Consider the following 23,102-nt stretch of genomic DNA (forward strand, 5'->3'; position numbering starts at 1 on the left):
TTATCTGATAATGGTCACATGCCCTGAAATCGGTTTTTCGGAGCTGTTGAGGTAAATGATGTAGTAGTAGGTAGCCACTGGCAGCGCCTCGCCTTTGTAGGTGCCGTCCCACGGGGAGCCGTAGCCGGTCGAGCTGAATATCTGGCTGCCCCAACGGTTGTATACCTCCACCCGCGCATCCGGGAAGTTCTGGATGTTGCCGATTTCCCATACCTCGTTCACGGCATCCCCGTTCGGGGAGAAGGCATTGGGAACCGAGATGGCCGGAATGACGGTCACGGTCACCTCGTCGGTAGCGGTACAGCCTTCTTCCGTAGTCACGGTCACGGTATAGGTGGTCGTCACGTCAGGGCTCGCTACTGGGTTAGCCACCGACGCATTGCTTAGCCCTTCGGCTGGCTCCCATTGGTAGGTGGCTCCGCCTGAGGCGCGCAGTTCCACTGTGTTGCCCTGTATGATAGTCACGTCCTGCCCGGCATCGGCCTGCGCTGTCACGATGGTGACGGCTACCGGCGTGCGGGTGGCGCTTGCGCAGTTGTTGCTATTCACAGCCTGCACATAGAAGGTCGTGTTGCGGGCCAGCTCCGGCGTGACGAAGGTTGGACCTACAAAAAGAGGTGTACCGCCCGTCTGCGCAGCATACCACTCAATGGTGCTGCCATTGGCATTGGCGACGGTCAGGGTAGCCGAACCGCCCAGGCAGGCCCTTGCATCCTGCACCGTGAGCACCGGTGCCTCCGGCAAAGGCAGCACTGATAACAGCACAGCCTCTGAGGCATTGTCGCAGCCTTGCGACAGCGCCACGCGCCGGAACCAAGTATCCCGGGTAAGAGGCGGTGGGGTATAGCTCGCTCCAGTGTTGTTGCCCGGAGCCGGGTTGAAGCCCGTGTCAGGCCCACTGATGCTGCTTTCCCAACGGAACGTGATGGCGCCGCTGCCACCGGATGGCGTGCTGCCGGTCAATGGCGCAGGCTGAACCCCGGTACACACTTCCTGTGGTGCCGAGATGCTGTTGCCGGTGATGCTTGGCCGCACGTTTATCACCACTGGCTCACTCAGGCTAGGGGAACACTGCCCGGAACGAACCAACCTTTGGAAATACGTAGTCTGGGTGATGGCTCCTGGCGTATAGCTCTGCTGGTTGTTGGTGCCTGGTGCAGCCGTGAAACTACCGGCAGCGCCCGTAGAACTTACCAGCCACTCATAGGTATAGTTGCCGCTTCCGCCGGAAGGGGCAGAACCAGTCAGGGCCGCCGGAGCCGTTCCCGTACACACATCCTGCTGTGTAGGCGTGATGGTGTTGTTGGCCAAGGCAGGGAAGACCGTGATTTTGACAGCCTCGGAAGGCGAGTCACAGCTGCCGGATGTCACTACGCGCCGGAACCAGGTCTCGCCCGTCAGGTTGATGCTCACGGTATAGTTCTCGCCCTCATTTGGGGTAGGCGCCGGCACGAAGCCTGTGGTCGGCCCAGTAGTGCTAATCTCCCAACGATAGGTATAGGGCCCTCCGGCCCCACCCGTCGGCTGCGAGCCCACCAGTTGCGCGGGTGCATCGCCTGCGCATATCTCCTGTGTGGCCGGAGTGATGGTGTTGGCGCTGGCTGGCACCGGGTCCACGGCCACTACCTCTACCACATTGCTGGAGTCGGCGGAGCAGTTGGCAGACCGCACCACGCGCCTGAACCAGGTGGTGGTGGAAATCGGCTCCGTGGGGGTATAGTTCTGGTTGTTGTTCACGCCCGGTGCAGCCGCGTAGCCGCGGTTAGGCCCGGTGGTGCTGAGCACCCAGGTATAGGTATAGGGGGTGCTCTCATCGCCTCCGGTTGGGCGCGTTCCTGTCAGTTCAGCCAGTACGCCACCTTTGCACACGCTACGCGATGCCTCTCCCTCAATCAGGTTATTGGCCACCCGCGGATTCACGCGCACCGTCACTTCTTTGCGCGGGCCAATACAGATGACGCCCTGTGCCGTATCCAGCGCGGCCACATAGTAATTGGTGATGCCACCCGGAAGCGAAGGCGTGGTGAAAGAGGGCCCTACGAAGATGGGCTGCGCCGTCTGGTCGTTGCTTTCGAACCAGGCATAATTCGGGCCAGGAGCCGTAGGCGTCAGGCGCACGGTGTCTCCCTCGCACACTATACCTGGGTTCTGGATAGTGGGCAGGCCCGGCTGCTGCAGAATGACTACCTGCGTTGGCGGTGGCGGCTGCCCCTGATAGATAGCATTGGAGCTACCGCACTCGTTCACGGCCTCTACGGTGATGTTGTAGGTACCCGGCCTGTCAAAATCGAAGGAGTAGCTGAAGTTGTCGGAGTTGAAGGTACGAGTTGCGCTCTTGGGGCCGGTGATGGCAATAGTCACGGTGATGTTCTCGCCCAGGTTCTTGTCGATGAAGAGGCCACCGCCTCCGCCCCCCGGAACGCCTCCGCCTCCGGCACCCGTGGCGCTCAGGTTAATGGTCTGGGGACCGCAGAAGACCCCACCTGGCGGTGGCGACACCTGTGGCCAGCCTACCACGATGCTTTGCGAGGCGGTGTCGCTGTCGCAGCCGTTCGTCACAATCTGCTCAATGGTATACACGCCGGATTCGGTGAAGCGGAAAATGGGGAGCGAGTCGGTCAGGGTACCTGACTCCAGCACATAGCCCATGTCCGGCTGCACCGACCACTGGTAGGAGAGTCCCCCGCCAGTGGCACTGTCGGTAGGCGTCACAATGACAGGCACGCAGGGCGGCTGCTGGCTCTCATCAGCCCGCTTCTTGCCTAGCGAAAAACCCGCTTTAGGCTCTTTGCTCACGCTGTATACCTGCACAAAAGGCTCGGTACAGCCATTGCCCGCCACGGCCGATATGGTGATTTTGAAATCTCCCACTTCGGTATAGGGGTTAGGGTTGGATATCGGGAAGTCGGAGGCGCGGTACTGCACGGGCGCGCTGCCATCACCCCAGTCCACGAAGTAGTTGCGGATATCGCTCAGGTATGGCTCTTCCGTGGTGTTGGTGATGACGGCTGTCACGCTGATGTCCTCATCGGCGATGGTGTCGGGCAGACAGGTTTGGAAGTTGTTTTCTTCGGTAAAGGAGATTTCGGGGAGTGGCCGCACCTGCACGGGCTTCGTCACCCGCTCCGATTCACAGCCTGTAACGGTGCTGGTGCCGAACACCTCCACATCGAAGGTTTGGATGCCGGTGCCGCGCAAGTCGTAGGTATGCTGCACCGAGGGGCCTCTGGCCGTGCTGCCATCCCCGAAGGCCCAGGTATAGATGACATCCTGCTGGGGCGCGTTCACTGAAAAAGTAAGGGGGGTGCCGGAGCAGGCGGCAGTGGTGGGGTCTACGATGAAGTTAGGGGTGTTGGGAAGCTGGTTTACGGTGATGGCCGTCTCGGCGGAGGTGTTGGTGGTACAGGTACCCCCCGATACCCGCACCTGGTAATTGCCCGCCGTGCTCACTTGCAGAGTTTCGCCCGTAGAGCCTGCCAGCACTGTCCCGTTTCTCAGCCATTCGTATGTCAGTCCGGCACCAGTACTGGCCCTGAGGACAGTGGTTTCACCCTGGCATAGGTTGGTGCGTCCCTCTACTGTTATAACAGCCGGGCAGTTAGGCGCGGTCTGCGCCGTAGCCGGTCCAATCAGAAACAAAAACGCAGCAAGCAAGCTAAAGAACAGATGCCTGTGTAGAAATGGGCGCATCGGATCAGAGTTAAAGGGTGAACTGGCTATTACACGGATATAACGAAATTTCCAATATTTATGATTTATCGAGCCAAACCTAAATTCGTGGTACTACGTGCGTGTCAGAAAACTGAAGTTTGGTTTTCATGGCGAGCGGAGAAATTGCTCCAGATGGACTGGCTCACACACCTGTTCGCTATAGAGCGGACAAATGCTTTTTACCTCTATTGTGAAAATCCTGAAAAGGTTGCAGCAGCCGAAGGATATTTGTAGGCCCTACGCTACCTATATAGTTACACTTATATATAATTAGCTGATTACAAGCCAACTAAATAGAACTACGACCTAAGGGCCCTAGCCTCTACTTTTCAGGCGCGGACGCGAATACTGCTGTAAGTGTCTGGGCTATACCTGTATGGATAAGGCAGACCAAACAGGTATAGGTATAGGTATAGGTATAGGAACTAGGTCTGCTACTCCTTGGGTATCTCTATGTAGAAGGTGGTGCCCACGTTCTCTTGGCTATCAAACCAGATGCGGCCTCCGTGCCACTCCACAATGGTCTTGATAATCGACATGCCCAAGCCCGTGGAAGGCTCCCCCTTCAACCCATCGCGCCTCGCCTGCGTGAACTTGTCAAACAGCTGGTGATGGTACCGCTCCGGTATACCGATGCCGTTATCCTGTACGGTCATCAGGACGGTAGAGTCCTTCTCTTCCAAATCGATAGAGATGATGCCACCGTCGTGCGTGAACTTGATGGCGTTCGAGATGAGGTTGTTGATGACCTGCATGAACTTGTTTGGGTCTATTGGAGCATAGATTTTGTCACCGGACGCACTGAACCTGAACTCCTTCCTGATTTTCGCCTCGCTGGCCTTGTACTGTTCCACTATTTCCAGCATCTTCTCAACCAGGTCTACCCTTGACTTAAACAGCTCCACCGAAGCAGACTCGATGAACTCCTGCTGCACAAACTCCCGAATCAATTGAATGCTTTGTTCCGAGCTCCTTTGGATAATGCCGATGATGTTGTCGACCTCTCTGTTCTTATACCCTTGTGTCTCCGCAGAGAGCAGCTCTGCCAGCGATTGTATGTTTGCGAGGGGTCCGGCCAAATCGTGCGAGAGGATTTCAAGGATGGAGTTCTTCTTCGCCCCGTGCCTTTCCAAATCCTGGTAGTTCTTCCTGATTACGGTAACATCGTCTATCAGCCCGGCTACGTGCCTTGTCCCGTCCTTTTTAATGATAAGCTGCGGACTCACAAGCAGGCTTCTGACCGACTTGTCCGGCCTCAGGATTCTGAACGCTATGTCCTGCTTCAGGATGCCGTGCAGGAGCTCTTCGTACTCATTAGCCAGATAGGCTCTGTCGTCGGGGTGAACGGACAAAAGGAGGAGGGCAGGGTTGGCTATAATGCTCTCTCTGGTCCGCTTCCATACCTTGGTGAAGGCGTTGTTGATGAAGGTGATGCTGCCGGCACCCACATCATAGGAAAACACCACTTTATTGATGCTGCTGATAAGCTTCCTGAAAATCTCGTAGTCGTCCGTTTCGTCCATACAACATGCTTCTGCAGTACAACTTGTCTACTTTGTTTGCCCGCTGAATGTTTCCTAGGCATCCTGGAAGACGCTGTATACCTTCACTGGCGCATGGGTATACCGGCGAAGTGACGGCTTCTGCCTGAGCAGTTGCAGGGAAGCACCTCGTTTTTTAACATTTGTAAAACGTAAACCCGATTCCATTCCGGAACTTTGCATCAAAACAGATGCTATGAATTGGATTATATTAGTGATTGCGGGTTTATTTGAAGTGGCTTTCGCCTCTTGCCTGGGAAAAGCCAAAGAAGCCACAGGAAATGATGTGTATTGGTGGTATGGCGGCTTTCTGGTTTCGCTGACCATCAGCATGGTGCTGTTGGTGAAAGCGACCCAGACCCTGCCCATCGGGACAGCCTACGCAGTTTGGACGGGTATAGGGGCAGTAGGGACGGCTCTTATGGGGATTCTCGTGTTCAAGGACCCCGCCAGCTTCTGGAGAATCTTCTTCCTGATGACCTTGATAGGCTCTATCATCGGGCTGAAGTCCATCTCTCACTAAAGCGTCAGGGAGAAAGGGCGTACCTATACCTTGGCGGATACAGCTGATGTAGGATGCGTGTGGAAGACTAGCCTCGTTTGGCAGTGATGGTGTATTCTCTTGCTGCGCCTCTTGCATGGTTTCAGGCTAGGTATAGCCAGAGACAAAGCCATTCTAGAAATCGATACTCAGAACCTCGGTAAACAAACGTATTTCTCCGTCCTGTTCGCGCCCAAGCCAGGTTTCCACGTGGTGACAAGCTGCAACACTTATCGTGTGCTATCATGGCAGTAGGGACGTTCAGGCTGTGCCCCTTGGTGAAGAAACTGTAAGGTTTCAGAAAATCAGTATCTTTACGGCATGATTCTGTTTAGCAACGGCTTTTTCCAGCTCGAATATGATGCACCCACCGATATCCTGTCTGTGGCTTTACCGGACATGAGCCTGGCTGGCCTGAGCGAGGCGAGGCGGTGCTTTGACATCATGCTGGAGCATGTCAAAAATTACCATGTCCGGAATCTGCTGCTGGATTCCAGTGGAGCCTCGGTGCAGGTAAGTGAAACCGAATACAACAAGCTCATCTACCAGGTATCCATGGCGCTGAAACAGACCCGCCTGAAGAAGGTGGCGCGCATTGTCAGCAGCGGGCCGCAACTGGAAGAGATGGCGGTCAGGGTACAGGGGCAGGTGCTGGAAAGCCCGCCTAGCGCCTACCAGATAAAAAATTTCACCAGCAGAGAGGCTGCCCTGCAGTGGTTATCGCGCAAGGCTTCTCCTCCAGTAGCTCCATCCCTTCACTAACACCCCACTAAAGGGCAGGCGCAGGTCAACTTAGAGGGTACCCAGCCAATGCGCTGGCGCATGAGCCGTTAGCAACGCATACCTACGTCGCCATTATCTGGAACTTGTACGCTAAAGAATCTGGCTGATGATGAGCTTGTTTTCCCCGCTGCCTATGGTTTTCAGCTTCACTTCATCCTCGGAGGCATTCATCAGGTCGTGCAGCGAAGCTTGCCCGTGGTTCTTTGGCTCCGGTTCTTTGTACAGGTTTTCTCGCCACTGCTCCAACTCCTCTTGCGTCTCAAAAGCGGCCAGTATCGCGCTGGGGCTTTGGCTGAGGGTACGGCTCAAGTCAGGGTTTCCCAAGCTGTACAGTTTCCAGCCTTTGATGCGTCCGCAATGAAAGCCCACTTCTGCCTCCACGGCGGCGTAGCATTCTGTTTCGTAGGTGATTTTCCAAGGGTCAATCTGTGCCATGTTTCTTGATTGAAAGTTGTTTATTGAATTTGAATGCCTGTATGGTGCTCCGAATCGCAGAGACGCATGGTGCCTATTACCAATCGAACAGATTAGAAACGGTGAAGAGCACCAGCATTTATAACAAGTGCATTTGACGTTAAAAGCATCCTTGCCTGCAGGGGAGCTTCCCGAAGGGGAGTCCAGTCAACTTAAAAAAACAAAGACTTGCCGGTTGCTTCCCTATAAGCCCCGCTGTCAGTCTGAGGTATACCAGGTCACTCCAATTTAGGGTATTTTCTTGAAAGAGTTAGCTGCCCTTGCTGCCATTCTATGCCTTTGTAAGACCTTGTTCCATCTCTGTGGCAAGTGCTGTGATATAGCTTCAAACATACCTGAATTATAAGCCATTCGTCCTGGCGTTTAGCTTCCTGTCATAGTATCAAGGTGTTGCAGACCCGCTACCTTTAAAAACTATTTAGATTTAATCTAAATAGTTTGGCCTGCTCCTGTTTTCATTCTACATTTGCAGTAGTTTAAACTCATTCTAAATAAGAGCAAGCATTGCATCTGTATAGCAAGTCCATTATAGCTTTCTTAATCTTCCTGGCGCTTTTCTGCCTGTGTTCCACCGCGTGGAGTCAGGCTATAGACAAGGCTAGCGTCTCTGGGAAAGTAAGCTCAGCTTCGGGAGAGGCCTTGGCAGGCGTTACTGTGGTTGTGAAAGGCACGCAGGTTGGAATCACCACAGACCAAAACGGCCAATTCAGCTTATCAGGCATATCGCCTGGAAACTACGTTTTGACAGCTAGCTTCTTGGGTTTCGAAACTCAAGAGAAAGCCATAGAGCTAAAACCCTTGCAAAACCTGCAGGTTGACTTCAGCCTGAAGGAAAGGACCTTTGAAATTGAGGGTGTCGAAGTGATTGGAAAATCGGCGACCACACAGGTAAACGAGCAGGCCTATACTGTTACCGCTGTCTCCACCAAGGAGTTACTCAACAGTACATCCGACGCGAAGGAGGTATTGAACCGCGTGTCCGGTGTAAGGGTGCTGGAAGAAGGCGGATTGGGCTCCAGAGCAAGCTTCAGCTTAAACGGCTTTTCCGGAGACCAGGTCAAGTTCTTTTTGGATGGGCTCCCCATGGATAACTTCTCTTCGTCACTCAGCCTGAGCGACATACCCGTCAATACGATTGAAAGGATAGAGGTATACAAAGGAGTGGTTCCGGTATGGCTTGGCACCGACGCCCTGGGCGGAGCGGTCAACATCATCACCAACAAAAAGGATAACTTCTTAGACGCCTCTTATTCCGTTGGCTCTTTCAACACACACCGGTTGTCGTTGAACGGGGCCTATACCAATCCTACAAACGGCTTCACCTTCCGGGGCAGCGGAAACTACAATTACTCTGATAACAACTACAAGGTATGGGTGCCGATTGTCAGGAACTCCAACGTAGTAGATTCGGCCGAAGTAGAGCGTTTCCACGACCGCTACCGTTCGGGTACCCTTATGCTGGAGACCGGCTGGACGGGGCGCAGGTATGCTGACAACCTGTTGTTTGGCGTCATCGCATCCGGAAACGACCAGCAGGTGCAGACAGGTGCCACAATGGGAACGGTGTACGGAGGAATCATGCGCAACAACACCTCTGTAGTGCCCACCTTTAAGTATAGCAAGGACGACTTGTTTGCAGATGGCCTGAGCGTCAGCCTGAACGCCGCTTTCAACTACACGCAGGGCGAAGTGATTGACACCTTGAGTGGCGTGACCTACAACTGGCTGGGAGAAGCCACGAGAATACCGGGTTCCAGGGACGGGGAGCAGTCTCGCACGTTCACCACGCTGGACGATACCGACTTCAACAGCCAGTTCAATGCCGGCTATACCATCAATCCACAGCATTCGCTGGCGCTTAACTACTCTGTCTCGCATTTCCGCCGCGAGACGTTCGACTCAGAGAACCCCGAGAAGATTGAGAATCAATTCCCGAAGACACTGAACAAACAAGTAGCCGGCTTCGCCTACAAATTCGACCCATCCGAAAAATGGACCACCACGCTTTTTGGCAAGCTATACCTGCTTCGTGCTGAAACCAGCAAAGAGTTTGACTTTGGCGGCGAGACAAGGCGTATGGATGCCTTTGAAGTGCACAAGCAGAACGTAGGCTATGGTGTGGCGAGTTCCTATTTCCTGCTGCCAACGCTTCAGTTCAGGGCCTCATATGAGCACACGTACCGCCTACCCGAGCCAGCCGAGATTTTTGGCGATGGGCTGTTTATCAACCCGAATCCGGACCTGGGCCCGGAGCAGAGCGACAACTTCAACATCGGGGCGGCCTATGGTTTCAAGCTTGCCCAGGACCACCAGTTTGACCTGGGGAGCAGCTTTATCTACCGCGAGTCCAAAGACCTCATTCACCAGAACGTGAGAGTGGCCAGTCCGGTCACGACGTATGGCAACCTAAGCGATGTGCGCACTTTGGGTGTGGAAGGAAGCCTGAAGTACCAATGGCGTGAACTGCTGCACCTGGGCGGCAGCGCCACATTCCAGGACATAACAGACCAGGCTGACTCGCTCTACAACGACTACTCCGGCTGGGTGAGGAACTTCAACAAAGGCTTCCGTCAGCCCAACAAGCCATACCTGTTCGCTAATGCAAATGCCGGCCTCACCTTCAAAGATGTGGTGGCTCCGGCATCAACCCTAGGGATTAACTATTACTACAATTTTGTGGAGAGTTATTTTTTGAGCTGGGCGCAGAACGGCTCGAAGAACGGCAAAGTAGCCATCCCAAGACAGGCATCCCATAACCTGGAAATCTCCCTGAGCCTGGCTGACGGAAGATATAACATTGCAGCGGAGTGCCGCAACCTGACAGATGCCCGCCTCTACGATAAATTTTACCTGCAAAAACCTGGACGTGCCTTTTACCTGAAGCTGCGATACGTCCTTTAATCTATACTTTATTCATAAAATAAAACACATGAACCTAACTAAATTTACCAGACGCCTGGCTTTGCCGCTTCTGAGCCTTTTTGCGATAGCGGCATTCACTTCCTGCAGCGATGATGATTCCAATGCTAACCCAGCTACAGAGAATGAGCAATTTGTGGTTTCACTTGCGCTGCAGGGCAACGACGGCATCTTTACCTACTACTCCGTGCCGTTTGACGATGTCATGACGGGGACACTCTCTGCCGTTGGCCAAGGTATAGAGCAGCCAGGGTATTTCGACTTCACACAGATTGACAAAACCCTCTATAGCGTTGGCGGTCTGGACGACAGGAATGTGGTAGGTATATCCAGAGATGAGAAAGGAGAGCTGAAGCAAATTGGGAATGTCTCGTTCGCCAACCCCCTTTCTGACATTGTGAAAGCCGATGACAATACGTTGGTTGCGGTAGAGATGGCAGGTACTTCGGATGTGATTAAGTTCCATACCTTCAACGCTAACACCCTTACCGTAACGGGCACCAAAGAGCTTCCGGTTTCCGACATCACCAACCTAAAGGCCCCTGCCTATGCCGGCATGCGCATCAGTGGCGGTCACCTTTTCCTGAGCTACTACATCAGCGACCCTACCACTTTCAACACGCCACACACCGACAAAGCGCAGATAGCCGTGTATACCTATCCGGCCCTGCAGTTCCACAAAGTCATAGAAGACACCCGTACCGGCCCGGTTGGCGGATTCAACACCAAAACCGGACTCATCGAAGACGAGAAAGGCGATATATACGCGGCGTCTCATTCCAACCCGGCAAACGGTTACAGCCAGTCTACTAAACCAGCCGGCATCCTGCGCATCAAGAGCGGTCAGACAGAGTTTGACCAGTCCTATTTCTTTGATGTGGCAGCGGCTACAGGTGGCAAAACGATATCCCATATGCTATACCTGGGCAACGGAAAGGTATTCGTGGAAATCAACACAACTAATCGTGCGCAGCAAGCCAGATGGTCTGACGGCCCGTTGAAGTCGGCCGTAGTTGACCTGAACACCAAGACGGTTTCCTACATCGAAGGCTTGCCGGAGCATGCAGGCGTTGGCCGTAGGTTAGCGGCACTGCACGATGGCAACTTTGTATACATGGCTATACCGGAGGGTAACAGCATCTATGTGTACAGAATCGATACCCAGAACTACACAGCGACAAAAGGCGCCCAGGTGCAGGCAAACTTTGTAGCCGGCTTCTCAAAAATCTAACAAGCAGCCAGGTATACCAGCTCCATCAATTGCGGGTGGGGCTGGTATCATTTCATTCAAATCATTACCGTTTCAGTAAGATGAAGAGCAAAAAGAAGAGCGGCAAGGGTGTTTTCAGAATGGTGAATGATTGGTTGCACCTCTGGCTGGGTCTTACATCTGGCAGCGTGGTGTTCATAGTGAGCATCACAGGCTGCTTTTATGCTTTTGAGCAGGAAATAAAAGATGCGATGGAGCCCTGGCGCTTCGTGGAAGCCCAGAACAAGCCATTTGTGCCGCCCAGCCAGCTATTGGATACGGCTCAGGTATACATGCCCGGCGCAGCGCCAACCGGCCTGACCTACAGTAACAAGGAAGGAGCCGCAGCCGTGGGGTATGAAGGGGAGGTGAACGGCAAGCATACCTTTACCGCTGTTTTCATGAATCCGTATACTGGCGAATTCTTGCAGAAACAGCAGAGTCTTGGGGAAGGGGAGTTCGATTTCTTCCGGTTCATCATTGACGGACACCGCGCGCTCTGGCTGCCTTATGAGATTGGGAGGCCCATAGTAGGCGCGGCTACGCTTATTTTCGTGGTGCTGCTGTTTACAGGCTTGATTATGTGGTGGCCCAAAAAGTGGAACAAGTCCAACATTGACAAAAGCTTTAAGATTAAGTGGAATGGAAGCTTGAAGCGTGTAAACTACGACCTGCACAACATCCTGGGCTTTTATAGTCTGGTTCTAGCCTTCGTGCTGGCCGTTACAGGTCTGGTTTGGAGCTTTGAGTGGTTTGCTGATTCTGTATACTACGTCACCTCAGGAGGAGAGTCCAGGCCGGAGCATCACCATCCGCACTCAGACGTATCTAAAGCGGGTCTGGTGGCTAATGACACCATTTCGGTATTGGATAAGGCTTGGTACAAGACGCTGGCCCAGGAGCCTGATGCACAGGGCTTCTATATGACGCCTGAGCTCCACGACAAGGAAGATGCGATTGAAGTCACAGCCTACCAGGACCATGGGTCGTGGTACAACCGCAACGAGTACTATTACGACCAGTATACCTTGGAGCATTATCGTGTAAAGGGAGACAGGTACTCAGAAGCCAGCGTTGCTGACCAGTTGGTCATGCTCAACTATGATATGCACATCGGGGTTGTATGGGGCTTGCCGGGTAAGATTCTCGCCTTTTTCATCAGTTTAATCTGTGCCAGCCTACCCATCACAGGTTTCCTGGTTTGGTGGAACAAGAAAAAGAAACCTAAGAAAAAAGCCGGCTCCGTTGGAGGCCGTCAACAGAAGACAGCAGCAGAAGCGGGAATTCCAACAGTTTAGTCCCTCGGTCTGGGTTCCTCTACAATGAGGAGGATTTCCTTTAAAGCAAAGAGGCCTGACTCATTTCTGAATCAGGCCTCTCTTTTGTAGCGGGAACAGGACTCGAACCTGTGACCTTTGGGTTATGAGCCCAACGAGCTACCAACTGCTCCATCCCGCACTGTTATTGTGTTACAAAAGTAGTATAAACATTCGTACCATGCAAGCTATACGTACCAAAAAAAGCAAAAGATTTGCTGATTTCTAAAATTTGCTGGTTATCCCGAAGTGTATCTTCGAGTATTTCAAGGACATAGGCTGTTGCTCCGAATGCCCGACGGAATACACCAACTGAAAAATACCTGCGCCGGTGCTGAAGCTGATACCGCCACCCACCCCCAGTGGCAGCCCCTCCGCCTGCGAGGCCTCCAAATCGCTGCGGTAGTAGCCCTGGTCATAGAACAACAGCACATAGGAGTCTTCAGCCGTGAACAGGCGGTACTCCAACGTGCCCACACCGTAGGTGGAGGCATAAAAGAAGTACTCGTCAAAGCCCCGCAAAGAATTCAATCCACCCAGCCGGTACATGTCATTGAGGAAAATCTGGTCGTTGAGGAGGGCTTCTCCCCGCAGCCTAGCCAGCAGCGCGCTGTTCTTGCCAACCCGGAAAAAGTTCTCCAGCCGCAGGCCCAGGCTCAGCTGTGTCGTATTCACCTCCAACGTATCGTAAAACTCCTTCTCCAGCTCCGGGTTGCGCAACAGTTTTTTGCGGCCGGCCGCCAGCTGCAGCTCCACCAGCCGTCCTTTCCGGGGGAAGTAGAAATCGTCGAGGTTGTTCCAGAGGTAGTTCAGGCCGTAGGTATTGGTGCGGGCATCGGCCAGGTCCAGCGCCTTCAGGCTCTGCGGGTTGGCAGAAGAGAGGATGCGGGAGTTGCGCCACTCCGTAAACACGCTGAAGCGGCCGTACCGGATGGTGTTGTAGGCCAGTTGCACCCGCGGCTGCACCGTGATGAAGGAAGAATCCTGCTTGAGCAGGCCAAAGCGTGTGCCAAGCTCAAAAGGCGTTCCGAAGAGGTTGGGGTGCAGGTATTCGCCGTTGAGTATGACGGAGCCCCTGTTCACGCGCCGCCACTGCAGGCCCAGTTGCTTGCCGCTGCCCCTGATGTTGCGGATGTTCATGTTGGCCTCGCCCGTGATGAGCAGTTTGTTGTCGCTGCGGCCCGGGTCGGGCAGGAAGCCCACCACGCCATCCAGCTGGTTGGCCTGCCGGTCCTCCAGAAAATAAATCACCCGGGCTTTGTCACGGGCGAACTGCACCTGCGGCGGGCGCACCACTTTAATGTAAGGCAGGGCCGTGAGCATGCGCTGCGAGGCCAGCACCTGGTCCTGGTTGTAAGGCTGGCCAGGGTATAGCTGCAGGTAGCGCATCAGGAACTTAGCCTGCGTCTTGCTGCCGCCCATTACCTGCACCGTGTCATAAGTCACCACAAAGGCTTTCTCCACCATCAAGGCAGCGGATATCTTATTGTCTTTGATTTGGATGGAGTCCAGCCAGACGGAGGCGAAGGGATAGCCGTTGCGCTCGGCGTAGTCGAGGATGCGCTGCTGCAGCTTCGCATACTCGGCTGGCTTGAAAGGCACGTTGCGATAGAACTTCTCCCGGAAGCCTGACTCCACCAGTACGCCTTCGCTCAGGTTGCCGTTGCGCAGTTCGGCCCAGTCGTAGCGGTTGCCGATGTGCAGTTTCACGTGGAGCGTATCGTTGCGCTTGTAAGAGCTGTCAGCAGAGGCGAGGAGGTAGGCATCCTGATGCAGCCGCTGTACCAGCGCTTGTACTTCTTTGCGTGCCTCTACTGTGTCAGGGACTTGAGTACGGTAGGTATACTGCCGCAGCACCTGTCGGTCGGGGCCAGTGGCGTATACCCTGAGCGCTGCCTTCGCCTGCGGCACCACCGGCTGTGGCACCGGCGGCTGTGGCTTCTCCTGCGCCTGCACCAGCGGCAGCCACACGAATAAGCACCAGACTAAGGCTGCGATTCTGTACATTTGTGTTTTGTATTGTTGAATTGTTTGGCGGCTAAATTGTTAACCCTATAACAAGGAGCCTTGCCTGGCTTATCTACAAAGGTACGCGCGTGCTCGCAGATTATCGCCTTGTCCATCAGGAGAGCCAGCAGCAATTTAACAACCCAACAATTTAGCGATTATAAATTTTGTCCGGCATATACCTCCATATTCCCTTCTGTAAGCAGGCCTGCCACTACTGCGATTTCCACTTCAGCACCTCCATGGGGCACAAGGAGGCCACCATACAGGCCATTGCCCGAGAATTGGCGCTACGCCAGGACTACCTGCAGGGCCAGCCGGTGCACACCATCTACTTTGGTGGCGGCACGCCCTCGCTGCTCACGCAGAGCGAATTGCAACTACTCCTGCAAACCATTAAAGGGCTGTTTATAGTTTCGGAGGATGCCGAAATAACCCTAGAGGCCAATCCGGATGACTTGTCGCCGGAGAAGCTGCTGGAGTTGAAAGCGGCTGGCATCAACCGCCTGAGCATCGGGTTGCAGTCGTTCCATGAGCCACACCTGCGCCTGATGAACCGCGCCCACTCCGCCACCGAGAGCCTGCAATGCGTGAAAGACGCGCAGGCGGCCGGTTTCGACAACATCACCGTGGATTTGATTTATGGTATACCTGCGCCGGACCACAGCATCTGGCTGCAGGACCTGCAGACGCTCTTCTCCCTGAACGTGCAGCATGTTTCCTGTTATGGCCTCACCATTGAACCCGACACCGCCTTCGGCCGCTGGAGCAAGAAAGGCTCGTTCAAACCGTCGGAAGACGAGTTCACGGCAGAGCAGTTCGAGATACTGCTGGAGCAGATGAAGCAGCATGGCTTTGTGCAGTACGAGGTGTCCAACTTCAGCCAGCCAGGTTATGAGTCCAGGCACAACAGCAACTACTGGCGCGGCGTGCATTACCTAGGTGTGGGGCCGAGCGCGCATTCCTTCAACGGCCACAGCCGCCAGTACAACGTGTCGCATAACCGCAAGTATACTGAGGCCATTGGCCAGGACGTGGTGCCTTTTGAACTGGAGGAACTCACCCTTGCCGACCAGGCCAACGACTACCTGCTTACCACGCTCCGCACCATCTGGGGCTGCGACCTGGGCATCCTACGCGACAGGTATAGCTACGACGTGCAGGCAACGCATAGCGCCTATCTGCAGGAGCTCCAGCAAAAGGGGTTGGCTACCCTTCAGGACGATGTGCTATACTTGACCGACAAAGGCAAGCTGCTTGCCGACCAGATTACGCTGGATTTATTTGTGGAGTAAGCAGAAACACACCCTGTACAATGCATTAGATTAATTCGTAAATTTGACGATAGCTGGTCTCACAGGGGCCTTAACTTTTATGCCGCAACTGGAAACGCTCTTACTTAACGACATCAGTCGAATTGCCATCGACCGTGACAACGGCTTGGTGACCAATACCTGGCTCAAGCAAGCCGGGCACGAAGAGATGGTACAGACGGGAGAGCGCATAAACCGGTTTCTAAGGGAGGCGAAGGCCGACAAGCTTTTGCTGAGTGCCCTGAACATCGGGACGCTGCTGCCGCAGACCAAAGACTGGCTTTCCAACACGTATTACAAATCCCTCTCTGAACTGGGGCTGAAGAAGCTGGCCCGTGTGCTGCCGGAGAACCTGTTCAACAAGCTCTCATTTGAAGCCGTCGTCACCAGAGCCGAGGCACTGGGAGCCATCAGCTTCGAGGTGAAAAACTTCTCCAGTGACCAGGCCGCCATGCGTTGGCTGCTGGACTAGCCCGCCCAAACCCACACAGGTATGACAAGCGCCACCATCACCTACCGCGATCAAGCCTATAGCTTCAACCCGCTGGAGCCGCTGGACATCTCCATGCCGCTACACGCCGGGCAGCCGCAGCCGGAGTGCTTCTGGGCGGAGCCAGTGGCCTTTGATGTGATACGGGTAGGGGATTTCGTGGGAAGCGTGGCCGAGGGGGGCAGCACCAATTACAAGCGCGTGCACCTGACACCACACGGCAACGGCACCCACACCGAGTGCTACGGCCACATCTCCGCGGATGAGAACGCCACTATCCACAATTGCCTGAAGCGCTTTCTGTTCGTGGCCCAACTCATAACCGTGCAGCCACAGCAGCAAGAGAACGGGGATGACGTGGTAATGTTAGAAGACGTGAAGACAAAGCTGCAAGGAATACGCCCAGAGGCCGTCATTCTACGCACACTGCCGAACACGGATGACAAGCTCACCCGCCACTACTCTGGTACCAACCCGCCCTACCTAGAGCATACCATCGGGGAGTACCTGGCCCAGCAAGGTATAGCGCACCTGCTGCTCGACTTGCCTTCGGTAGACCGCGAGTTGGACGAAGGTAAGCTGCTGTGCCACCACGCGTTCTGGCAATATCCGCACAGCACCCGTTGCGGCACCACCATCACGGAGCTCATCTACGCACCTGACCACATCAAAGACGGGCTATACCTGCTCAACCTGCAAATCGCCAGCCTGCAACTGGATGCCAGCCCCAGCAAGCCGGTGCTGTACGCTTTGTCGCCCGATTTTCCAAAGTTGTAGGTATAGCCTGGGCTGTAGCGGACTCATCCATGGGTCAGAAGCACGCCACGAATCAGGTATAGCTATACCTTAAAACAGCGCCTCAGCCACTTTACGTACCGAGTCCGATTTGCCCATGGAGTAGTAGTGCAGACAGGGCACGCCAAAGGCCATCAACTCCTTCGACTGCTGTATGGCCCACTCCACGCCTACCTGCGCAGCGGCTTTGTTATCGGGGCACTCCTCAATGGCGTCGGCCAGGTCACAGGGGATTTCGATGTGGAACAGACTGGGCAGCAGCGTCAGTTGCGTCTTGGTGGTCATGGGTTTCAGGCCCGGAATAATGGGCACGGTTATCCCTTCGGCGCGGCAGGCGTTCACAAAGTCGAAGTACTTCTGGTTGTCGAAGAACATCTGCGTCACGATGTAGTCGGCCCCCATCTCAATCTTCTTCTTGAGCCACCGCATGTCCGACTTCAGGTTGGGCGCCTCAAAGTGCTTCTCCGGATAGCCCGCCACCCCGATGCAGAAATCCGTGCCGTTGTGGTACATCTGCTCCTCATCCAGGTAGCAGCCGTTGTTCATGTTTACCACCTGTTCAATCAATTCTGAGGCGTAGTTGTGCCCGTCCGGTTCCGCCACGAATCGCTGCTCGCTTTTCACGCAGTCGCCACGCAGCACCAGCACGTTGTCTATACCCAAGAAGTGCAGGTCTATCAGGGCGTTTTCGGTCTCCTCCCGGCTGAAGCCGCCACAAATCAGGTGGGGCACTGTGTCCACCTTGTAATGGTTCTGGATGGCCGCACAGATGCCCACCGTGCCAGGGCGCTTGCGGGTCGTGCGCTTCTCCAGCAGTCCGTTCTCCCTGGACTTGTAGATGTACTCCTCGCGGTGATAGGTCACATCAATGAAGGGAGGCTTGAACTCCATCAGCGGGTCTATGTGGCTGAAGAGCGTCCTCATGTTCTCGCCCTTCAGCGGAGGCAGTATTTCAAAAGTGAACAGGGTGTTGCCGTTGGCGTTTCTGAAATGGTCCGTTACTTTCAACGTGGTAATATTTGGGTGAATGATGTGTCTGGTTCCTGACTCGTGTTTATACCGCCTGCTGCGCTACCGGCTTTGGCTCGTAGTTCAGGTTAGGCGACAGCCAGCGCTCCAGCTCCTCTTTGGCCATGCCTTTGCGCTGCGCAATGTCCGCCACCTGGTCCTCGCCAATCTTGCCTAAGCCGAAGTACCTAGACTCCGGGTGCGAGAAGTACAGACCACTCACTGAGGATGCCGGATACATGGCCAGGTTTTCCGTCAGGATGACGCCCGATGTCCTTTCGGCATCCAGCAGGTTAAAGAGCGTGATTTTCTCGGTATGGTCGGGGCAGCCGGGGTAGCCGGGGGCCGGACGTATGCCTTTGTACTGCTCCTTAATCAGCCCCTCGTTGTCCAGATTTTCTTCGGGCGCGTAACCCCACAGCTCTTTGCGCACCTTCTCGTGCATGTGCTCGGCAAAGGCCTCCGCCAGACGGTCGGCCAGCGCTTTCACCATGATGCTGCGGTAGTCGTCGTGCTCTGCTTCGTACTGCTCCAGCAGCTTCTCAATGCCAAATCCCGCCGACACCACAAAGCCGCCAATGTAGTCTGCTATACCTGTTTCCTTCGGAGCCAGGAAATCAGAGAAGGCCAGGTTCGGCACGTTGGCGCCCTTCTTGCCCTGTTGCCGCAAGGTATGGAACTCCGTCAGCACGTTTTCACGTGCATCGTCGGCGTATACCTCAATGGTATCATCTGCTTCCACGTTGGCTGGGTAGAACCCGACGACGGCACGGGCTTCCAGCAGCTGCTTGTCCACGATTTCCTGCAGCATCTGCTGCGCATCGGCGAAGAGTTTGCGTGCCTCTGTGCCATATTCGGCATCGTCCAGTATTTTTGGGTACTGCCGCTTGAGCTCCCAGGCATGGAAAAAGGGCGTCCAGTCGATGTACGGCACGATTTCGGAAAGCGGGTAGTTCAGGTAGGTCTTGTTGCCGATGAAGCTCGGCTTCGTCACCTCAGTAGCAGCCCAATCCACTTTGTACTTGTTGGCGCGGGCGTCGGCTATGCTGGCAAAGGCGCGGTCTTTGGTGCGGCTGTGGTGGTCCTGGCGCAGCTTCTCGTACTCGGCTCTGATTTCAGCGATGTACTCTTCGCGGTTGCTGCCCAGCAGGCTGCTCACCACCGTCACGCTGCGGGAGGCGTCGTGCACGTGCACCACCGGCCCGCTGTACTGCGGTGCTATTTTGACAGCGGTATGCACCCGCGAGGTCGTGGCTCCGCCGATGAGCAGCGGAATGGTCATGCCCCGTCGTTCCATCTCCTGCGCAATGTAGACCATCTCGTCCAGCGACGGCGTGATGAGTCCGCTCAGGCCGATGATGTCCACCTGCTGCGCTGCGGCCTCCGACAGTATCTTATCCAGCTGCACCATTACGCCCAGGTCTATCACCTCGTAGTTGTTGCAGGCCAGCACCACGCCCACGATGTTCTTGCCGATGTCGTGCACGTCGCCTTTCACCGTGGCCATCAGGATAGTACCCGCCGTTGACTTGGAGGTGTCGGATGCCAGCTTCTCCTGCTCCATGAACGGCAACAGGTAGGCCACCGACTTCTTCATCACGCGGGCGCTCTTCACCACCTGCGGCAGGAACATCTTGCCGGCGCCGAACAAATCACCCACCACCTGCATACCTGCCATCAACGGGCCTTCAATCACATCCAGCGTCTTGGTGGCTTTTTGACGCGCCTCTTCAGTGTCCTCGTCTATGTATTCTACTATACCTTTCACCAACGCGTGCTTCAGGCGCTCCTCCACCGGAGCATCGCGCCAGGCATTGTCGGCGGCAGTGGCTGTCTTGCCTTTGCCCTTGATAGTCTCCGCATAATTCACGAGTTTCTCGGTGGCATCCGGGTGGCGGTTGAAAATGACATTCTCAATCAAATCGCGCAGCTCCTTCGGCACTTCTTCATAGATGCCCAACATGCCCGCATTCACAATGCCCATGTCCATACCTGCTTGCACGGCGTGGTACAGGAAAATGGTGTGCATGGCCTCGCGCACAACGTCGTTGCCCCTGAAGGAGAAGGACAGGTTGCTCACGCCGCCGCTCACTTGGGCATGCGGCAGGTTGGCCTTTATCCACTTCACGGCCTCTATGTAGTCTACCGCGTAGTTATTGTGTTCCTCTATACCTGTGGCGATGGCGAGTATGTTCGGGTCGAAGATGATGTCCTGCGGCGGGAAGCCTACCTCATCCACGAGTATGCGGTAGGAGCGCTCACAGATTTCGATGCGCCGCTCCAGGGTATCGGCCTGCCCCTGCTCATCAAACGCCATCACCACCACGGCCGCTCCGTACTGCCGCACTTTGCGGGCCAGCTTCCGGAAAGCGTCTTCACCTTCTTTGAGTGAGATGGAATTGACGATGCTCTTGCCCTGCACACATTTCAAGCCCGCCTCTATCACACTCCACTTGGAGGAGTCAATCATGAGGGGGAGTTTGGAGATATCGGGTTCGGAGGCGATGAGGTTCAGGAAGTTGGTCATAGCCTGCTCTGAGTCGAGCATACCTTCGTCCATGTTCACGTCGATGACTTGGGCGCCGCCTTCCACCTGCTGCCGGGCAACGGAGAGGGCTTCTTCGAACTTGCCATCCACGATGAGGCGGGAGAACTTCTTGGAGCCGGTTACGTTGGTGCGTTCGCCTACGTTCACGAACAAGGTATCGGAGGTGATGGTGAGGGGCTCGAGACCGCTGTAGCGCGGGAGAGGAGGAACCGGGGAGGGAGTGTGCGGTTTATACTTTTGCACTAAGTCTGCGATTACTTTGGTATGGATAGGCGTAGTGCCACAACAACCACCCAGTATATTCACCAGACCTTCCTTCAGGTATTCTTCCACAATCGCCCCCATCTGCTGGGCCGTCTCATCGTAGCCGCCAAAGGCGTTCGGCAGACCGGCGTTCGGGTAGGCGCTGATGTAACAGTCGGAGATGCGGGAGAGCTCCTGTATGTGGGTCTTGAGCTGGCGCGCGCCCAAAGCGCAGTTGAAACCCACGCTCAGGATAGGCGCATGCGAAATGGAATTCCAGAAGGCCTCCACCGTCTGCCCGGACAAGGTACGGCCGCTGGCGTCGGTGATGGTGCCAGACACCATGATGGGCAGCTCCTTGCCGCCGTCCTGCACATACTGCATAATAGCGAAGAGGGCCGCCTTGCAGTTAAGCGTATCGAACACCGTCTCCACCAGTAGCAAATCTGAGCCGCCATCTACAAGGCCGCGCACCTGCTCATAGTAGGCCTCCACCAACTGGTCGAAGGTGATGGCGCGGTAGCCGGGGTTGTTCACGTCCGGGGAGAGCGAGGCCGTGCGGTTGGTTGGCCCGATGGCGCCGGCTACGAAGCGCGGTCTGCCGGGCACCTTCGCCTCCACCGCATCGGCTGCCTCCCGCGCTATCTTCGCCGACTCATGGTTCATCTCATACACCAGCTCCTCCAGCTTGTAATCAGCCATGGCGATGCGGGTGCCGCTGAAGGTGTTGGTCTCGATGATGTCGGCACCGGCTTCCAGGTACTCCGTGTGTATGGCTTTGATGATATCGGGGCGCGTGATGGACAGCAAATCGTTGTTGCCTTTCAGGTCGCTACCGTGGTTCTTGAAGCGTTCGCCACGGAAGCCAGCCTCTGTGAGCTGGTGGCGCTGAATCATGGTGCCCATGGCACCATCGAGCACGAGCACGCGTTCGCGCAGCAAATCGTAAATGGGGTGGTGGTTTTTCATCGGTGTCTCTCCTCTTTCTTCTGCTGTACTAGCTTATCAAGAAGGACACCCGGATAGGATATACTCTCTTATCTTCTCCCAACCAAGGTATGGCTGAGAAGGGAATTAGCACCAAGCTGGTACAAGGTTGCTAAGACGTCATAGGGCCCAATCCCTCGGTCTTTCTTGATAAGAAGCTGCAATGTATGTAGATATCCTTGAATTACGAAACTCAGCCGGAATGGATATACAAAAAATGATATGAAAACAGAAAAGGACACCATAAGTGTCCTTTTCCTAAAAGAGTTTAATTGTTTTCACTCTATAACTCTTTATGTTTAAGTATACGGGAGGCAACATAGCCTTGTTGCCGTTATCTGAATAAACTTTCAATCAAGAGCTTGTTCCGTCATATAAATGTGCTTCCGGCTAAGGTATAGCCTACTTGTCTACACAATCGGCGGGTTGGTATAATTCTTTTGCTACTTTGATGAAAGGCTATACTTTAACGTTTTGCAGTGTTCAAAAAATCGAGGCTATGAATTTCAAGACATTCACGCTCAATGGCATCAGCGTTTTTCTGGGGCTCATCTTCTTTACGGCAGGTATGGCAAAGCTCTTCTACGAGCATAGGTTCCCGGGCCTCATCGGGCCGGTGTGGCTGGAGGAGAGACTGGCGGAGTTCCAACTGGGCCTCTTCGCCCGCTTCATCGCCTACTCCCAGGTGGTGGTCGGGTTCATCCTGCTGACCCTCCGCTACCGCACGCTCGGCGCCATTGCGCTGCTCCCCATGCTCCTGAACATCCTGCTGGTCACCATATCGCAGAACTGGCAAGGCACGCCATACGTGCTCGCTTTCTTCCTGCTGCTGAACCTCGTGCTGCTGGCAGCAGAGGCCCCCAAACTCCTGCACCTAGTAGGGTTCAGGACGGCCTATGCGCCTGCGGTTAACTCACCCATACGGCATGGCCTAATCTGGCTGGTGGGGCTGGGCCTGGTGCTGGGCAGCATCCCGCTTTCCTTCCGAAGCCTTACAGCCGCCTATTTCCTGACTGTGGCAGGTATAGCCACCGGCCTTTATACCTACTGGAAAGGCGGGCGCGCCGGAAAGCAGGTGAAAATTCCCTCGGCTATACCTGAGGCCATGCTCGCCTCAAATTGAAAACCTTGACAAATAAAAAGGGGATGCTCTCGCATCCCCTTTTTATTGTCGTCA

Annotated in this window: 15 protein-coding genes, 1 tRNA gene and 1 riboswitch; of the genes, 9 read left to right on the top strand and 7 right to left on the bottom strand. The window is 54.9% G+C overall.

The features are described 5' to 3' along the window. The gene (locus B051_RS0100755) at positions 1 to 3,690 is read right to left on the bottom strand and encodes an Ig-like domain-containing protein (protein WP_157578440.1); all 3,690 of its coding nucleotides are present in this window, start codon (positions 3,688 to 3,690) and stop codon (positions 1 to 3) included. A gap of 455 nt (positions 3,691 to 4,145) precedes the next feature. Further along, positions 4,146 to 5,234 carry a PAS domain-containing sensor histidine kinase gene (locus tag B051_RS0100765; protein WP_018476258.1) on the bottom strand — a complete coding sequence of 363 codons (1,089 nt, stop codon included), beginning with the start codon at positions 5,232 to 5,234 and terminating at the stop codon, positions 4,146 to 4,148. A 214-nt stretch (positions 5,235 to 5,448) separates the two neighbouring features. Here B051_RS0100765 and B051_RS0100770 point away from each other — a divergent pair, with 214 nt between their 5' ends. Both B051_RS0100770 and B051_RS0100775 read left to right on the top strand, forming a co-directional pair. Next, a complete protein-coding gene (locus tag B051_RS0100770; protein ID WP_018476259.1) occupies positions 5,449 to 5,775 on the top strand; it encodes a DMT family transporter in 327 nt (108 codons plus the stop codon). 339 nt (positions 5,776 to 6,114) lie between these two features. Further along, entirely contained in the window at positions 6,115 to 6,555 is a 441-nt protein-coding gene (locus tag B051_RS0100775; protein WP_018476260.1) for a hypothetical protein, read from the top strand. 111 nt (positions 6,556 to 6,666) lie between these two features. On the opposite strand, the gene B051_RS0100780 is transcribed toward B051_RS0100775, so the two are convergent. After that, on the bottom strand, positions 6,667 to 7,011 hold the full coding sequence (locus B051_RS0100780) for a hypothetical protein (RefSeq protein WP_018476261.1): 345 nt from the start codon (positions 7,009 to 7,011) through the stop codon (positions 6,667 to 6,669). 543 nt (positions 7,012 to 7,554) lie between these two features. Between B051_RS0100780 and B051_RS0100785 the strand changes: the two genes are divergently transcribed. The 3 genes from B051_RS0100785 to B051_RS20665 all read left to right on the top strand — a co-directional run bounded on the left by B051_RS0100785 (position 7,555) and on the right by B051_RS20665 (position 12,516). Then, entirely contained in the window at positions 7,555 to 9,951 is a 2,397-nt protein-coding gene (locus tag B051_RS0100785; RefSeq protein WP_157578442.1) for a TonB-dependent receptor, read from the top strand. A 28-nt stretch (positions 9,952 to 9,979) separates the two neighbouring features. After that, positions 9,980 to 11,200: a DUF4374 domain-containing protein gene (locus tag B051_RS0100790; protein WP_018476263.1), complete on the top strand. Its 1,221-nt coding sequence runs from the start codon at positions 9,980 to 9,982 to the stop codon at positions 11,198 to 11,200. A gap of 80 nt (positions 11,201 to 11,280) precedes the next feature. Beyond that, positions 11,281 to 12,516, top strand: a complete 1,236-nt coding sequence (locus B051_RS20665) for a PepSY-associated TM helix domain-containing protein (RefSeq protein WP_018476264.1) — start codon at positions 11,281 to 11,283, stop codon at positions 12,514 to 12,516. A gap of 87 nt (positions 12,517 to 12,603) precedes the next feature. On the opposite strand, the gene B051_RS0100800 is transcribed toward B051_RS20665, so the two are convergent. After that, positions 12,604 to 12,676: transfer RNA gene (locus tag B051_RS0100800), tRNA-Met, on the bottom strand. An 83-nt stretch (positions 12,677 to 12,759) separates the two neighbouring features. Next, positions 12,760 to 14,541 carry a BamA/OMP85 family outer membrane protein gene (locus tag B051_RS0100805; RefSeq protein WP_157578444.1) on the bottom strand — a complete coding sequence of 594 codons (1,782 nt, stop codon included), beginning with the start codon at positions 14,539 to 14,541 and terminating at the stop codon, positions 12,760 to 12,762. 167 nt (positions 14,542 to 14,708) lie between these two features. On the opposite strand from B051_RS0100805, the gene hemW reads away from it, so the two are divergent. From hemW to B051_RS0100820, 3 genes are all read left to right on the top strand, one after another. Then, positions 14,709 to 15,836, top strand: coding sequence for a radical SAM family heme chaperone HemW (gene hemW / locus B051_RS0100810; protein WP_018476266.1), 1,128 nt, complete (start codon positions 14,709 to 14,711; stop codon positions 15,834 to 15,836). Positions 15,837 to 15,915: 79 nt separating this feature from the next. Next, the gene (locus tag B051_RS0100815; RefSeq protein WP_018476267.1) at positions 15,916 to 16,326 is read left to right on the top strand and encodes a hypothetical protein; all 411 of its coding nucleotides are present in this window, start codon (positions 15,916 to 15,918) and stop codon (positions 16,324 to 16,326) included. Between the two features lie 21 nt (positions 16,327 to 16,347). After that, on the top strand, positions 16,348 to 17,121 hold the full coding sequence (locus B051_RS0100820; protein WP_018476268.1) for a cyclase family protein: 774 nt from the start codon (positions 16,348 to 16,350) through the stop codon (positions 17,119 to 17,121). 69 nt (positions 17,122 to 17,190) lie between these two features. On the opposite strand, the gene metF is transcribed toward B051_RS0100820, so the two are convergent. Together metF and metH are read right to left on the bottom strand one after the other, a co-directional pair. Then, entirely contained in the window at positions 17,191 to 18,147 is a 957-nt protein-coding gene (gene metF / locus B051_RS0100825; protein WP_018476269.1) for a methylenetetrahydrofolate reductase [NAD(P)H], read from the bottom strand. Between the two features lie 46 nt (positions 18,148 to 18,193). Then, positions 18,194 to 21,907 (bottom strand): methionine synthase, encoded by a 3,714-nt coding sequence (gene metH / locus B051_RS0100830; RefSeq protein WP_018476270.1) that lies wholly within the window; start codon positions 21,905 to 21,907, stop codon positions 18,194 to 18,196. Positions 21,908 to 21,972: 65 nt separating this feature from the next. After that, a riboswitch (SAM riboswitch) is annotated at positions 21,973 to 22,082 on the bottom strand. 342 nt (positions 22,083 to 22,424) lie between these two features. Between metH and B051_RS0100835 the strand changes: the two genes are divergently transcribed. Further along, positions 22,425 to 23,048, top strand: a complete 624-nt coding sequence (locus B051_RS0100835; RefSeq protein ID WP_018476271.1) for a hypothetical protein — start codon at positions 22,425 to 22,427, stop codon at positions 23,046 to 23,048. Positions 23,049 to 23,102 lie beyond the last annotated feature (54 nt).

Source organism: Pontibacter roseus DSM 17521 (assembly GCF_000373265.1).
Lineage (GTDB): Bacteria > Bacteroidota > Bacteroidia > Cytophagales > Hymenobacteraceae > Pontibacter > Pontibacter roseus.

What these genes read in the sequence shown, in the direction of transcription:
- B051_RS0100805 (WP_157578444.1), bottom strand. Translation starts at nt 14,541, where the DNA reads ATGTACAGAATCGCAGCCTTAGTCTGGTGCTTATTCGTGTGGCTGCCG.
- B051_RS0100820 (WP_018476268.1), top strand. Translation starts at nt 16,348, where the DNA reads ATGACAAGCGCCACCATCACCTACCGCGATCAAGCCTATAGCTTCAAC.
- B051_RS0100835 (WP_018476271.1), top strand. Translation starts at nt 22,425, where the DNA reads ATGAATTTCAAGACATTCACGCTCAATGGCATCAGCGTTTTTCTGGGG.
- B051_RS20665 (WP_018476264.1), top strand. Translation starts at nt 11,281, where the DNA reads ATGAAGAGCAAAAAGAAGAGCGGCAAGGGTGTTTTCAGAATGGTGAAT.
- B051_RS0100790 (WP_018476263.1), top strand. Translation starts at nt 9,980, where the DNA reads ATGAACCTAACTAAATTTACCAGACGCCTGGCTTTGCCGCTTCTGAGC.
- B051_RS0100755 (WP_157578440.1), bottom strand. Translation starts at nt 3,690, where the DNA reads ATGCGCCCATTTCTACACAGGCATCTGTTCTTTAGCTTGCTTGCTGCG.
- B051_RS0100815 (WP_018476267.1), top strand. Translation starts at nt 15,916, where the DNA reads ATGCCGCAACTGGAAACGCTCTTACTTAACGACATCAGTCGAATTGCC.
- B051_RS0100775 (WP_018476260.1), top strand. Translation starts at nt 6,115, where the DNA reads ATGATTCTGTTTAGCAACGGCTTTTTCCAGCTCGAATATGATGCACCC.
- B051_RS0100780 (WP_018476261.1), bottom strand. Translation starts at nt 7,011, where the DNA reads ATGGCACAGATTGACCCTTGGAAAATCACCTACGAAACAGAATGCTAC.
- B051_RS0100770 (WP_018476259.1), top strand. Translation starts at nt 5,449, where the DNA reads ATGAATTGGATTATATTAGTGATTGCGGGTTTATTTGAAGTGGCTTTC.
- metH (WP_018476270.1), bottom strand. Translation starts at nt 21,907, where the DNA reads ATGAAAAACCACCACCCCATTTACGATTTGCTGCGCGAACGCGTGCTC.
- B051_RS0100765 (WP_018476258.1), bottom strand. Translation starts at nt 5,234, where the DNA reads ATGGACGAAACGGACGACTACGAGATTTTCAGGAAGCTTATCAGCAGC.